The 13,360-nt window shown below is 72.2% G+C and carries 10 protein-coding genes; 5 read left to right on the forward strand and 5 right to left on the reverse strand.

The genetic code is table 11. The features are described 5' to 3' along the window. Nucleotides 1–32: 32 nt before the first annotated feature. Nucleotides 33–4,658: an ATP-dependent helicase gene (locus ACWGKJ_RS31910; RefSeq protein ID WP_385024652.1), complete on the reverse strand. Its 4,626-nt coding sequence runs from the start codon at nt 4,656–4,658 to the stop codon at nt 33–35. Between the two features lie 58 nt (nt 4,659–4,716). On the opposite strand from ACWGKJ_RS31910, the gene ACWGKJ_RS31915 reads away from it, so the two are divergent. Genes ACWGKJ_RS31915 through ACWGKJ_RS31925 form a run of 3 tightly spaced genes read left to right on the forward strand, consistent with a single transcriptional unit; the run spans nt 4,717 to nt 6,804 of the window. After that, entirely contained in the window at nt 4,717–5,592 is an 876-nt protein-coding gene (locus ACWGKJ_RS31915; RefSeq protein ID WP_385024654.1) for an AraC family transcriptional regulator, read from the forward strand. Between the two features lie 28 nt (nt 5,593–5,620). Beyond that, nucleotides 5,621–6,499 (forward strand): AzlC family ABC transporter permease, encoded by an 879-nt coding sequence (locus ACWGKJ_RS31920; protein WP_385024711.1) that lies wholly within the window; start codon nt 5,621–5,623, stop codon nt 6,497–6,499. Beyond that, nucleotides 6,496–6,804 carry an AzlD domain-containing protein gene (locus ACWGKJ_RS31925; RefSeq protein WP_385024656.1) on the forward strand — a complete coding sequence of 103 codons (309 nt, stop codon included), beginning with the start codon at nt 6,496–6,498 and terminating at the stop codon, nt 6,802–6,804. The genes ACWGKJ_RS31920 and ACWGKJ_RS31925 overlap by 4 nt, the downstream gene beginning before the upstream one ends. Before the next feature lie 105 nt (nt 6,805–6,909). Here ACWGKJ_RS31925 and ACWGKJ_RS31930 read toward each other — a convergent pair whose 3' ends face one another. Further along, nucleotides 6,910–7,824 carry a hypothetical protein gene (locus tag ACWGKJ_RS31930; protein WP_385024658.1) on the reverse strand — a complete coding sequence of 305 codons (915 nt, stop codon included), beginning with the start codon at nt 7,822–7,824 and terminating at the stop codon, nt 6,910–6,912. Between the two features lie 79 nt (nt 7,825–7,903). Between ACWGKJ_RS31930 and ACWGKJ_RS31935 the strand changes: the two genes are divergently transcribed. After that, nucleotides 7,904–8,098 (forward strand): DUF3046 domain-containing protein, encoded by a 195-nt coding sequence (locus tag ACWGKJ_RS31935; RefSeq protein WP_385024660.1) that lies wholly within the window; start codon nt 7,904–7,906, stop codon nt 8,096–8,098. 241 nt (nt 8,099–8,339) lie between these two features. Continuing rightward, nucleotides 8,340–9,515, forward strand: coding sequence for an AI-2E family transporter (locus tag ACWGKJ_RS31940; protein WP_385024713.1), 1,176 nt, complete (start codon nt 8,340–8,342; stop codon nt 9,513–9,515). Nucleotides 9,516–9,583: 68 nt separating this feature from the next. Here the strand turns inward: ACWGKJ_RS31940 and ACWGKJ_RS31945 are convergent, their stop codons facing one another. From ACWGKJ_RS31945 to ACWGKJ_RS31955, 3 genes are all read right to left on the reverse strand, one after another. Continuing rightward, on the reverse strand, nt 9,584–11,059 hold the full coding sequence (locus ACWGKJ_RS31945) for an MFS transporter (protein ID WP_385024662.1): 1,476 nt from the start codon (nt 11,057–11,059) through the stop codon (nt 9,584–9,586). Then, complete coding sequence (locus ACWGKJ_RS31950; protein ID WP_385024664.1) at nt 11,056–12,063, reverse strand: glycosyltransferase family protein; 1,008 nt, start codon at nt 12,061–12,063, stop codon at nt 11,056–11,058. The genes ACWGKJ_RS31945 and ACWGKJ_RS31950 overlap by 4 nt, the downstream gene beginning before the upstream one ends. A 184-nt stretch (nt 12,064–12,247) precedes the next feature. Then, complete coding sequence (locus ACWGKJ_RS31955; RefSeq protein ID WP_385024666.1) at nt 12,248–12,889, reverse strand: GNAT family N-acetyltransferase; 642 nt, start codon at nt 12,887–12,889, stop codon at nt 12,248–12,250. Between the last annotated feature and the right edge of the window lie 471 nt (nt 12,890–13,360).

Consider the following 13,360-nt stretch of genomic DNA (forward strand, 5'->3'; position numbering starts at 1 on the left):
GCTGCACGGCGGGACCCGCAGACCCGCGCTGTTCAGGCCCGCAGCCGCAGCCCCCTGGGGGTGGCGACGAATCCGGCCGCCTCCAGGGTGCGGCCCAGGTCGGAGGTGAGGGCGGACGCACCATTGGTGCGCTCCACGGTCACGGTGCCGAGAGCCCCCGAAGCCGCCGCTGCGGCGAGGGCCTGCCCCGCGGCGAGCAGCCCGGGGTGGTCGGGCTCGGTGGGCCAGGACAGCAGGCTCTTGCCGCCGCGCTCCATATAGAGGACGAGCTCTCCGTCGACCAGGACGACGAGGGAGCCCGCCTTGCGGCCTGGCTTGTGGCCCACCCCGCCCGGGGACTCCGGCCAGGGCAGCGCCGCTCCATAGGCGTTGGCCGGATCCGCCGCGGCCAGCACCACCGCCCGGCCCGGCGCGCCCGCTTCCGCGCGGTCCCGTGCGGTGGACGCGGCACGCAGCCGGTCCACCGCGCCGTCCATCGCGAACTGCGCCGCGCCCAGGCCCTCCACGACATAGCCCCGTCTGGCCTGCCCGGTGTCCTCGAACGCGGAGAGGATGCGGTAGACCGCGGAGAAGCCGCCCTCGACACCCTCGGCCGAGACCGCGCCGCGGGTGACGACACCATGCCGGTCCAGGAGCGTACGGGCCAGGGCGTGCGCCCGGCGGGTCGCGTCGGGCTCGGCGGCCGGCAGCACGGACCAGCGGCCGGCCACGGTCGGTGGCCCGGTCCGTGAGCCGGGGCGTGCCGCCCCGGTGAGGGAGCCGTACCGCCCGCGCGGGACCGTACGGCGGGCCCGGTGGGCGGTGGAGCCCGCCGTACGGCCGGAGCCCAGCAGGGAGCGGAGCGGGGCCAGTGTGTCGTTGGTCAGCCGGCCCGACCAGGCCAGGTCCCAGATGGCGTCGGCCAGTTGGGGATCGGTGCAGTCCGGGTGGGTGGTGGCGCGGACATGATCCTTGAGCTGGCGGAAGAACAGGCCGTAGCCGGGGGCGAGGGCCTGGAGCACGGACTCGTGCAGCGCGCTCAGCTCCAGAGGGTGCGGGGGTGGGACGAGCAGTGGCGCGCTGTCCGCGAGGAAGAGGGAGATCCAGCCGTCCTTGCCCGGGAGCGCGCCCGCTCCCGCCCAGACGACCTCACCCGTCGTGGTGAGTTCGTCGAGGAGCGCCGGGGTGTAGCCGGCCACCCGGGACGGCAGGATCAGTCTCTCCAGTGCGGAGGCGGGGACAGGCGCTCCCTGGAGCTGCTCGACGGCGCGTGCCAGTCCGTCGATGCCCCGCAGGCTGCCGTCGCCGAGGTGCTGCCACTGGGGCAGGAACGAGGCCAGCGCCTCGGGCGGCACCGGTTCCAGCTCCTCGCGCAGAGCTGCCAGAGAACGGCGGCGGAGCCTGCGCAGCACCGTGGCGTCGCACCACTCCTGGCCGATGCCCGAGGGGTGGAACTCGCCCTGGACCACCCGGCCCGCCGCGGCGAGCCGCTGCAGCGCGCCGTCCGTGACCGCGCTGCCCAGACCGAAGCGCGCCGCTGCCGCGGACGAGGTGAACGGGCCGTGCGTCCGGGCGAAGCGGGAGAGCAGATCGCCCAGCGGGTCCTTGACCGGCTCCGTGAAGGCCTCGGGCACCCCCACCGGGAGCGCGGTGCCGAGCGCGTCCCGGAGCCTGCCCGCGTCCTCGATCGCCGCCCAGTGGTCGGTCCCCGCGATACGGACCCGGATGGCGCGCCGGGCGGCTGCCAGGTCGGGTGCCCACTGCGGCTCCGCCCCGCGGCCGGCCAGCTCGGCGTCGGTCAGCGGGCCCAGCAGCCGCAGCCGGTCCGCGACCCCCTCGGCGTCCTTGATCCGCCGGTCCTCCGTCAGCCACTGGAGCTCTCTCTCCAACTCGTCCAGCACATCGGCGTCCAGCAGCTCGCGCAGCTCGGCCCGGCCGAGCAGCTCGGCGAGGAGCCGGGAGTCCAGCGAGAGGGCCGCCGCCCTCCGCTCGGCGAGCGGTGAGTCGCCCTCGTAGAGGAACTGGGCGACATAGCCGAAGAGGAGCGAGCGGGCGAAGGGTGAAGGCTCGGCCGTGGTGACTTCGACGAGCCGGACACGGCGCGACTCGATGTCGCCCATCAGCTCGGTGAGACCGGGTACGTCGAACACGTCCTGCAGGCACTCGCGAACGGCTTCGAGAACGATCGGGAACGAGCCGAACTCGCTCGCGACCTGAAGCAGCTGGGAGGCTCGCTGGCGCTGCTGCCACAGCGGCGTCCGCTTTCCGGGGCTGCGGCGCGGCAGGAGGAGCGCTCGGGCCGCGCACTCGCGGAAACGGGAGGCGAACAGGGCCGAGCTGCCGACCTGGTCGGTGACGATCTGGTTGATCTCGCCCTTGTCGAAGGCCACATCGGCCGCCCCGAGCGGGGCCTGTTCCGTGTCGTACTCGATGCCCGGCGCGGCCGGATCGGCGTCCAGCAGGTCGAGGCCCATCAGATCCGCGTCGGGGAGCCGCAGCACGATCCCGTCGTCGGCGTGCATGACCTGGGCGTCCATCCCGTACCGCTCGGAGAGCTTGGCGCCCAGCGCGAGCGCCCAGGGCGCGTGCACCTGGGCGCCGAACGGGGAGTGGACCACCACCCGCCAGTCGCCCAGCTCGTCGCGGAACCGCTCGACGACGATGGTCCGGTCGTCCGGCACATGGCCGCAGGCGCGGCGCTGCTCGTCCAGATAGCCGAGGACATTGTCGGCCGCCCAGGCGTCCAGCCCGGCGGCGAGCAGCCGCAGCCGCGCGTCGTCCGGTGCGAGCCCGCCCACCTCACGGAGGAACGCGCCCACGGCACGGCCCAGTTCGAGCGGGCGGCCCAGCTGGTCGCCCTTCCAGAACGGCAGCCGGCCCGGCACCCCCGGCGCCGGGGTGACCAGCACCCGGTCACGGGTGATGTCCTCGATGCGCCAGGAGGTGGTGCCGAGGGTGAAGACGTCACCCACCCGGGACTCGTAGACCATCTCCTCGTCCAGCTCGCCGACCCGGCCCCCGCCCTTCTTGGGGTCGGCCCCGGCGAGGAAGACCCCGAAGAGTCCGCGGTCGGGGATGGTGCCGCCGGATGTGACGGCGAGACGCTGCGCCCCGGGGCGGCCGGTGACTGTACCGGCGATGCGGTCCCACACCACACGCGGGCGCAGCTCCGCGAAGGCGTCCGACGGATAGCGTCCGGCGAGCATGTCCAGGACCGCTGTGAAAGCGGATTCGGGGAGTGCGGCGAACGGTGCGGCGCGGCGGACCACCGCCAGCAGGTCGTCTGCCTGCCAGCTGTCGAGCGCCACCATGGCGACCAGCTGCTGGGCGAGCACGTCCAGCGGGTTCGCCGGGACGCGCAGCGCCTCGATCGAGCCGGTCCGCATCCGCTCGGTCACCACGGCGGCCTGCACCAGGTCCCCCCGGTACTTGGGGAAGACGACACCGGTGGAGACGGCGCCGACTTGATGTCCGGCGCGGCCCACCCGCTGGAGGCCGGAGGCCACCGACGGCGGTGACTCGACCTGGATGACCAGATCGACAGCCCCCATGTCGATCCCCAGCTCAAGGCTGGACGTGGCCACGACCGCGGGCAGCCGGCCCGCCTTGAGGTCCTCCTCGACCTGGGCGCGCTGCTCCTTGGAGACCGAGCCGTGGTGCGCACGGGCCAGCAGCGGGGGCGCACCCTTGGCGGCGCCCGACTCGGCCATCACTTCGGCGGGGGAGTGGGCCTCGGGCATGACCTCCCCGGTGGCCCGCTCGTACGCGATCTCGTTCAGCCTGTTGCACAGGCGCTCCGCCAGGCGGCGGGAGTTGGCGAAGACGATCGTCGAGCGGTGCGCCTGCACCAGATCCGCGATGCGCTCCTCGACATGCGGCCAGATGGAGGGCTTCTCCGCCTTGTCCGGATCGGTGTCGGAGGCCGGAGAACCACTCAGCTCGCCCAGGTCCTCGACGGGGACGACCACCGAGAGGTCGAACTCCTTGCCCGACGCGGGCTGCACGATCACGGCCTTGCGCTGCGGCGAGAGATAGCGGGCGATCTCGTCGACCGGCCTGACCGTCGCCGACAGCCCGATACGGCGGGCCGGGCGTGGCAGCAGCTCGTCCAGCCGCTCCAGGGAGACGGCGAGGTGGGCACCGCGCTTCGTGCCCGCGACGGCGTGGACCTCGTCCAGGATCACCGTCTCGACGCCCGTCAGCGCTTCCCGCGCGGACGAGGTGAGCATCAGAAAGAGCGATTCGGGGGTGGTGATCAGGATGTCCGGCGGGCGGAGCGCCATCGACCGCCGCTCGGTGGCGGGGGTGTCGCCCGAGCGGATACCGACCCGGACATCGGGCTCCTGGAGCCCGAGCCGCACCGACTCCTGACGGATACCGGTCAGCGGGCTGCGGAGGTTGCGCTCGACATCGACCGCGAGCGCCTTGAGCGGGGAGACATACAGCACCCGGCAGCGCTTCCTGGCTTCGGCGGGCGGGGGCGCCGAAGCCAGCTGGTCGAGGGCGGCGAGGAACGCGGCGAGCGTCTTGCCGGAACCGGTCGGCGCCACGACCAGCACATCGGACCCGGCACCGATCGCCCGCCACGCACCGTCCTGGGCCGGGGTGGGCGCGGTGAAGGCGCCCGTGAACCAGCCGCGGGTCGCGGGGGAGAAGGAGTCGAGCGCTGACGTCACCATGTCCCCATCGTGCACCGCACCACTGACAACCGCCCGGACCTGGGGAAACAATGGAGGCATGGAGGTATCGGGAACAGCAGGACCGGGCGACCGGGAGCAGGCACGGCACTGGCAGCTCGACGCGCTGCCGGGCGTCGATCTGCTGCACGCCCGCTACATCCGCAAATCGTTCCCGAGGCACACGCACGAGTCGTTCGTCATGGCCGCGATCACCTATGGCGTCGAGGCCTTCCACTACCGCGACGAGCTGGTCAGGGCGGGGCCGGGGCAGCTCGCCCTGGTGAACCCCGACACCGCGCACACCGGATTCGCCGGCGTACCCGAGGGCTGGGTCTACCGGACGCTCTACCCGGCCGCAGGACTGATCGCCGAAGTCGCCTCCGACATCAGCACCCTCAGCGGCCCGGTCGGCTTCACCTCACCGGTCGTCGACGACGCGGAGGCCGCGCGCCTCGTCGTCGGGGTGCACCGCGCGGCCGAGCAGGGCAACGCGCTGGCCGCCGACAGTCTGCTACGGCTCGCCGTCGCCCGGCTGCTGCGCGCCCACGGGGGCCGGCTCCCCGAACGGGTGCCGCGCACGGCGGGCGCCGGGAACGCGGCCCGCGCGCGTGCGGTGCTGGAGGAGCGGATGGTGCGGCCGCCGTCTCTCGAACAGCTCGCCACCGGCCTCGGTACGAGCCCCTTCGCCCTGCTGCGTGCCTTCCGGACGGCGTACGGCATGCCGCCGCACAGCTGGCTCACCGATGCCCGGGTGCGGCGGGCCAGGCACCTCCTGGAGGCGGGCGCCACCCCCGCGGCGACCGCGGCCGCCGTCGGGTTCGCCGACCAGCCCCATCTGAACCGGCATTTCACCCGGATCGTGGGGGTGCCGCCGGGTGCCTACCAGCGGGAACGCGCAAGAACGTACAAGACCGGGCCGGGCCGTTCCTCGTAGCGTCTGCCCGGTGGCAACGGATCGGACAATATTCACGGACCCCGGCACCGGACCGGGCCGGCCAGGCGCGAGACCGGAACAGACCGGCACCGGACCGGAACAGCCCCGTACGGGACCGGAAGACCCCGGCACAGGACCGGACCGGCCAGGCACAGGGCCGGAGCAGCGGGCGGACGCGGCCGTCGTCCGGGACGCGCTGGGTGTCGGCGTCGCGGTCGGCCTCTCCGGGTTCGCATTCGGCGTGACCTCGGCGGGCTCCGGTCTCAGCCTGCTGCAGACCTGCCTGCTCAGCCTGCTGGTCTTCACCGGCGCCTCGCAGTTCGCGCTGGTCGGTGCGCTCGCGGCAGGCGGCAGCCCGTTCGCCGCCGCAGCGGGCGCCTTCTTCCTCGGAGTCCGCAACACCTTCTACGGGCTGCGGCTGTCCCAGCTGCTGGCCCTGCCGCGCGCCGTACGGCCTCTCGCCGCGCACTGGGTGATCGACGAGACGACCGCCGTCACCCTCGCCCAGGCGACCCGGCGTGCTGCCCGGATCGGCTTCACCGCCACGGGCCTGACGCTGTACGTGCTGTGGAACCTCACGACGCTGCTCGGGGCGCTGGGTGCGCGGGCGCTCGGCGACACCGGGGCCTGGGGCCTCGACGCCGCCGGCCCCGCGGTCTTCCTGGCGCTCCTCGCCCCCATGCTGCGGACGGCGACAGAACGGGCGGTCGCCGGGCTCGCCGTCGTACTGGGGCTCGGACTGCTGCCGCTGCTGCCCGGCGGGGCGCCGGTGCTGGTCGCCGCACTCGCGGCTCCGGCCGTCCTGCTCTTCAAGGGGCGCGAAGTAAGCCGTGCGCCGGGGGCGGACAAGCGCTCCTGCCCGGAGCGGGGCGCCGGGCAGGAGAAGAAGGAGGGACCGGAGCGATGAACGGCGTCTGGATCGCGATCGGGGTGACGGCCATCGGCTGCTACCTGGCCAAACTGCTGGGTCTGCTGATCCCCGCGGGCATGCTTGAGCGGCCGGTCGTCAAGCGGCTGTCCGCGCTGCTCCCGGTCGCGCTGCTGGCGGCCCTCACCGCCCAGCAGACCTTCGGAAGCGGCCACCACCTCACGGTGGACGCACGGGTCGCCGGGGTCGCAGCGGCGGCGCTCGCGCTGGCCCTGCGCGCTCCCTTCCTGGTCATCGTCGGGGCAGCGGTGGTGGTCACCGCGGGGGTGCGCGCACTGGGCTGAACCCCACGCGTGGGTACACCCCCGCGCTCCGTTAGACCCCGCGCTCCGTTGGACCCCGCGCGCCCCGCAGCGCCGCGCACGCTGGGCTACGCGGCCACGGCACCGTCAGGCGATGCCGCGGCCGTGTGCGCGCAGCGTCAGCAGCGCCTGGACCGTCACCATGGGCCTTGCCTCCATCAGGGGGGCCGGCGCCCAGGAACGCCAGTTGACCGGCCAGCCGCCGTCCTGGCCCTGCTCGTCCGCCAGGAAGTCCAGTGACCGGTCCATCTCCTCGTCGGTGAACCAGCCGCGCGCCAGGGAACCGGGCACGCGCGCGTAGTCGTACGGAAAGTGCAGTTCCCCCGGCGCGTACCCCGGCGCGACCGGATACGACGCGCGGTCCGCCGGGTCCAGCACGGCCAGCCGCTGTTCCCGCACCCGCCGGCCCAGCCGGTCGGCAGCCGCCTCCGCCCGGGACCGGTCGGGGACCCCGTCCAGGAAGGCGACCGCCGCCTGGATCTCGTACGGGTGGGAGTGTTCCAGCGCGTCGACGGCCCTCCAGCAGAACTCGGTGGCCCGGAAGAGCCAGGCGTGCCAGACCTCATTGCGGTGCAGCACACCCACCACGGGCCCGGTGGCCAGCAGTTCGCTCGGCGGGTCGTCGACCACCGGGACGAACGGCGCGCAGGGGTAGCCGCGCTGCGAGGGGTGGACTGCGGGCAGTGCGCCGTCCCTGGTGGAGACCCCGGTCAGATAGCGGCACACCCGCTCCACCCGCATCCCGCCGCAGCGCCCCACGGAGTCGAGTACATGCAGCGCGTGCGCCGTGTGCAGGGGCTGGCTCACCGGTCCGCGCAGATCGGGTTCGAGCCCGTGCCCGTACCCGCCGTCCGGATTGAGGTGGGCGGCGAGTGCCGCTTCCACCGCGTCGGCGCGTCCGTCGAGGAAGTGGTACGCGAACCTCCGCTGTTCCAGCACCCGGGCCGTCAGCCAGATGAAGTGCTCGGCGCGTGCGAGAGGAGATGCTCCGGTTCCAGCCATGCTCCGAAGGTAGAGCGGAAAGAGCCGGGGGCAAGGGAGACGGGCTGGGCTGCACTCCCAGGGGCTGGATACTGAAGTCATGCGGTTGACGATTTTCTGGGAACGGATGGCGGAGCACTTCGGCGAGGCGTACGCCGACTCGTTCGCGCGTGACCATGTGATGGCGGAGCTGGGCGGTCGTACGGTGCACGAGGCACTGGCCGCCGGCTGGGAGACGAAGGACGTCTGGCGGGGCGTCTGCGCCGCGGCCGGCATCCCCGAGGAACGGCGCTGAGCGCCGCCCGGGCCCGGGCCGTGCGGCCGGTTGTCACAGGGGTGCGCAAGACTGGGCCCGTGCCATCGCATGCCTGTGCCACCGATCGACGACCGAAGAGACTGCCGAGGACCAGATGACCCCGGACGACACCGCCGCGGACCGGACGACCGGTGACCGGACCACCGCGGACCGGGCCGCGCCGGGCAGTGCCACGCCCCCGCCCGCCACCGGGCGCGGTGTGCCTGCGGGCCGCGCATCCATGCCCCGCTGGCTGCCGAAGGCGATGGTGCTCGCCCTCGCCCTCGTCGCCTGCTTCGAGCTGGGCAGCTGGGCGTTCTACCAGCTCATCGGGTTGCTGACGAACATCCTCATCGCGTTCTTCCTGGCGCTGGCCGTGGAGCCCGCGGTGGGGCGGATGGCGGCGCGCGGCATGCGCCGCGGCCTCGCCACCTTCCTGGTCTTCTTCGCGGTGGCGCTCGCGGCGGCCGGATTCGTCTTCCTGCTCGGCTCGATGCTCGCCGGACAGATCGTGGACATGGTCGAGGAGTTCCCCAAGTACCTGGACGTGGTGATCAACTGGACCAACCACACCTTCCACAGCGAGCTGTCCCGGGTGCAGGTCCAGGACAGCGTGCTGCACTCGGACTGGCTGCAGAAGTACGTCCAGAACAGTGCGAGCGGTGTCCTCGACGTGTCGACCACCGTGCTGGGCGGCCTCTTCCGGCTGCTGACGATCTTCCTGTTCGCCTTCTACTTCGCGGCCGACGGCCCACGCCTGCGACGCGCCCTGTGCTCCGTACTGCCGCCGTCGAAGCAGACCGAGGTGCTGCGGGCCTGGGAGATCGCGGTCGACAAGACCGGCGGCTATCTCTACTCGCGCGGTGTGATGGCACTGATCTCCGGCGTGGCGCACTACATCGTGCTCGTCGTGCTGAACGTGCCGTACGCCCCCGCGCTCGCGGTCTGGGTCGGTCTGGTCTCCCAGTTCATCCCGACCATCGGCACCTATCTGGCGGGCGCGCTGCCCATGCTGCTCGCCTTCACGGTGAACCCCTGGTACGCGGTGTGGGTGCTGGTCTTCGTGGTGATCTACCAGCAGTTCGAGAACTACGGGCTGCAGCCGAAGCTCACGGCGAAGGCCGTCGACATCCATCCCGCGGTGGCCTTCGGCTCGGTCATCGCGGGTACCGCGCTGCTGGGTGCGGTGGGCGCGCTGATCGCCATTCCGGCGGTGGCCACCCTCCAGGCGTTCCTGGGCGTTTATGTGAAGCGCTACGACGTCACGGACGATCCGCGCGTCCACGGGAGGCGCGGGATACGTGACGTACGCGGGCTCCGGGACGCGGCCTCGGTGCCCGCGCGGATCAGGGGCTCCCTGTTCCAGGGCCGGGTCCCGAGGCCGGGGAACGGCGGCGACGACACATCAGCCCCTTGAGACGGCCCCCCTTGCGACGGCCTCCTCGGACCGCCCCCTGAGGAGACCGCGAGACCGCGGCGCCGCCCTCATGATTCCGCGGTCATATGGCGCGGAGGACGCCGGTGCCGGCCCTCCGGCTCCGGCGCGAGGGCAATCCGTACGCGGGGAACGCGCCGAGCGACCAGCGACACCGACATGGCGCGGAACACCGTCATCACCAGCACGATCGCCATGACGGCCAGGGTCACCGCCGCCCCGCCCCACGCGATCGCCGGGCGGGGGCCCCACATCTGCGCCGCCCAGCTCGCGAGCAGGGTGCCGAGGAACCAGCCCCCGCGGTAGACCAGCTGGAAGATCGCCATCACCCGGCCCCGGAACTCCGGCAGCGTCTGGAGCTGCGCCAGGCTGAGCAGGCCTGCCCGCAGGATGAGCGAGACCATTCCGACCGGCAGCAGCACCAGGCCGAGGGTCAGCAGGGACGGCATGGCCGCGGTGACGAGTTCCAGGATCCCGAGCAGGATGCTGCCCACCAGCACCGTGCCCAGCACGATCTTGGTGCTCCAGGTCAGCCAGGCCCCGATGAGGGAGCCGACGGAGATGACGGCGAGCAGGATGCCGTATGCCCCGGCCTGCTCCGTGAGTTCGCTGGACGTCAGCAGGAGCAGCAGCGAGGGCAGACTCGTGCCGAAGAGGCCGACCGTGCCGATGACGAGCAGCAGGAGCGTGAGGCCGGGGCTGTGCCGTACGTACCCCCAGGCGCCGCGCACCCGGGGGCGCCCTCCCGTCCGCCGGGGGCGGGCATGGAGTTGCGCCGGGCGGACGAGGAGGAGCGCGGTGAGCATCGTCAGATAGGAGAGCCCGTTCAGCAGGGCCACCCCGCCCAGCCCCACCGCACCCATGAGAGGCCCCGCCAGGGAGGAGCCCACGACCAACGACAGGTTGAGAATGACGTTGTTGAGCGTGACCGCCCGCCTGAGCAGGGCATCGCCCGCGACTTCCGCTACGAAGACCTGCTCCGTCGGCAGACCGATCGCGTTGATGCCGCCGACACAGAGCGCGCTGACCACGAGATGCCACACCGCGAGCGAGCCGCTGCGCGCCAACAGGCCCAGCAGCAGAGCCAGTACGGCGAGCAGGGAGTGGGTGCACAGCAGCACCCGGCGCGGTGGGAAGCGGTCGGCGGCCAGCCCGCCCACCTGGCTGAACAGCAGCATCGTGAAGATCGGTGCGGCGGTGACGATTCCCAGCACGACCGCGTTGTGGCTGAGCTGGTAGGTGAACCAGCCCAGGGCCACGAGCTGTGTGTTGGTGCCGACCTGAGAGACGACCAGCCCGGTGTAGTAGAGCCGTGCGTTGCGGGACGCGAGAAGTCCCGGCGCGCGTACGCCCGATGTCGCGCCGGCCGCCCCGCCGGCCGCACTGTCCTGTGCGGTGTCGGCCGGCCCGTCCCGGGGTGCGCCGGTCACCCCGCCCGGTGTCGTGTCGGGCGCCCCGTGCGGCGCCGCGTCGCCGGTGCTGTGCGCCGTCCCACCCGTTGCTCCGCCCGTTGCCCCGTCCGTCATCCGGCGAGCTGCGCGTACAGATCGGAGACGCTCTCCATGAACGCGTCGGCCGACAGCCGTTCCTCCGCCAGGGCCCGGACGGCCCGGCGGTCGGAGTGCAGTGCCTCGCGGATGTCCGTCATGACCAGGGCCGGATCGCGGTCGCTGTCGGCGCCGGTGAGGTTGTACCGCAGCAGGGAGCCGATGTTGTCCGCCGTGACGGGCCCGGCGTAGTGGTGGCCCGCGCAGAGAGTCGGGATCCCCGTCGCCATGGCCTCCATCGCACCGCGCCCGAGCGAGATGACCACGTCCATCTCCGCGAGGAGGTTGGGTATCGACTGGCACGGCACATGGTTGATGAGAACGATGTCGCTGCCGAAGCGGTCGCTGGTGTCCCAGAACCCCGGGCCGTCGCCCGCCACGTACACGAGGAGTTCCTCGCGGTCGATGTTCTCGATGATCCGGCCGAGGAGCGCCTCGCGCCCGGAGTCCATCCGGCAGTAGACCAGGACCCGTGGCCGCCGCCCGCCGCTCCTGGTGAGGACCGCGGGGAAGCGTTCCAGGTCGACGCCCTGGTGGACGAGGACCGCACGGTCCGGAGGGAGGTACTTCTGCTGCAGCGACAGCGCGTTCTCGGTCATGCACAGGAAGCGCGCGCAGCGCGAGACGAGGTAGTCGGACGAGCGCCGGCCCGCGTGGTGGACGATCCTGAACGCCGGTATGTGCGCGTCGAAGTGCATCAGCATCTCATCGGGCACCTCGTCGACCAGGATCAGATCGGTCTTGCCCGAAGGGTCGATCTCCTCCGTCACGGTGACGGCGTCCATACCGTTGAACGTCGAGGTCAGGGCGAAGCTGGCAGGCGTGTCGACGATGAGCCGCACGCTGTGGCCCGCCCGGCTCATGGTCCTGATCAGGTCGAGGACGAAGCTTTGCTGGCCGTAGGTGTGGAAGCGCCCGCGCTGGCTGTACTTTCCGTCGTAGATCGCGTTGCTGCCGGTGGCGAGCAGATAGGTGATGTGCACGCTTCCTCATCGGGTCGCTGAGTGGGGGTGTTGACAGGGGCCCTGCGCCGGACACGCCCCAGGGGCGGCGGCTCCGCACGGAACCGCCGCCTGTTCAAGGTTCAAGGGAGAGTGGCGAAGGGGCTTCTGCCGGTGGATCGGGCGCCCGGCCGCGCGGTCGGCGGCGCGTGGACGCAGTGCGCGGTCAGGCGCCCTTCGGGTACTGCTCGAAGCCGAAGCGCCGGTCGAACTCGGCCTGGCGGTCCTTGTCGAAGAAGCGCACCATCTTGACCATCGGTCCCCAGCGCTCGTCCAGGCTCATGCCCTCGATGCTGAATCCGTGCTTGAGCTGGAAGATCATCGCGGTGCGGTTGCCCGGGTGGTGCTCGGAGGTCACCCGCTCGTAGCCGAGCGCCCGCAGATACTCCAGCAGCTTGACGTAGCAGAGAGCGGCGACGCGCTGCGCGCGGTATTCCGGCAGCATTCCGCTCGTGCCCAGATAGAACGTGTCGGGGTCCGCCATGCGGCCCTTCAGCCACCCCATCACCTTGCCGTCGCCGTCCTCCATGAGGATCCGCTCCTGGTGGAGCGCCCGGTATTCCGCGGCCAGCTCCTCGGACTTGGGGCGGTACGGGTAGGCGTCCCGGTCCGGGAAGACATCCGCGTAGATCGCTCCGACCGCTTCCCGGAATGTCGCCTCGTCGACGCAGCGGCCGACTCCGCTGCTCGCGCCGGGGAGCCGTACGGGAAAGAAGCGGCTGCGTACGGCGTCGATGGTTTCGGCAGTTCCGGTGGTTCCGGAGGTGCTGGTGGTCTCGGTGGAGGCCAGGGTGTCGGCAGAAGGCATGAGGTTCACCTGAGTCTGATCTGTGGCATGGACGGGCGGTGCTGCGGTCGCGACGGGCAGCGCAGGACCGCGTGGCGCGGGCCCGTACGGTCGGAAGGGCGGCGCTGAGGCGCCTCCGGCACCTGGGGAGGGCGCCGGGTCGGTGGCGTGGGAGTGCCGGAGCGGAAGTGTGTGGGGGGAGTGGGGGCGGGGGAGACCCGGCTGCCCGAGCGCTGGAGGACCGGCACGCAAGCTGGGGATGCCGGAAGACGGACACGCCGGTCGGGAAACCGGGGTTACCGGGTTCTCTCCCAGAAGGACGGCGGCCCGGTGGCAATGGTTCCATGATCGGCAGGGTTCAACCGGCCGATCGGTCAACCGGTCGTTCCGTCAACTGGTCGGCGTGCGGCGGCCCATGGGCCGGTGCTCGCCACCGGTCGCGTTCCATTCCGGCGCTTCCTCCCCGCCCCGTCTCCTCCCGTTGCAGAGCAA

This window comes from Streptomyces sp. NPDC054757 (assembly GCF_053612185.1).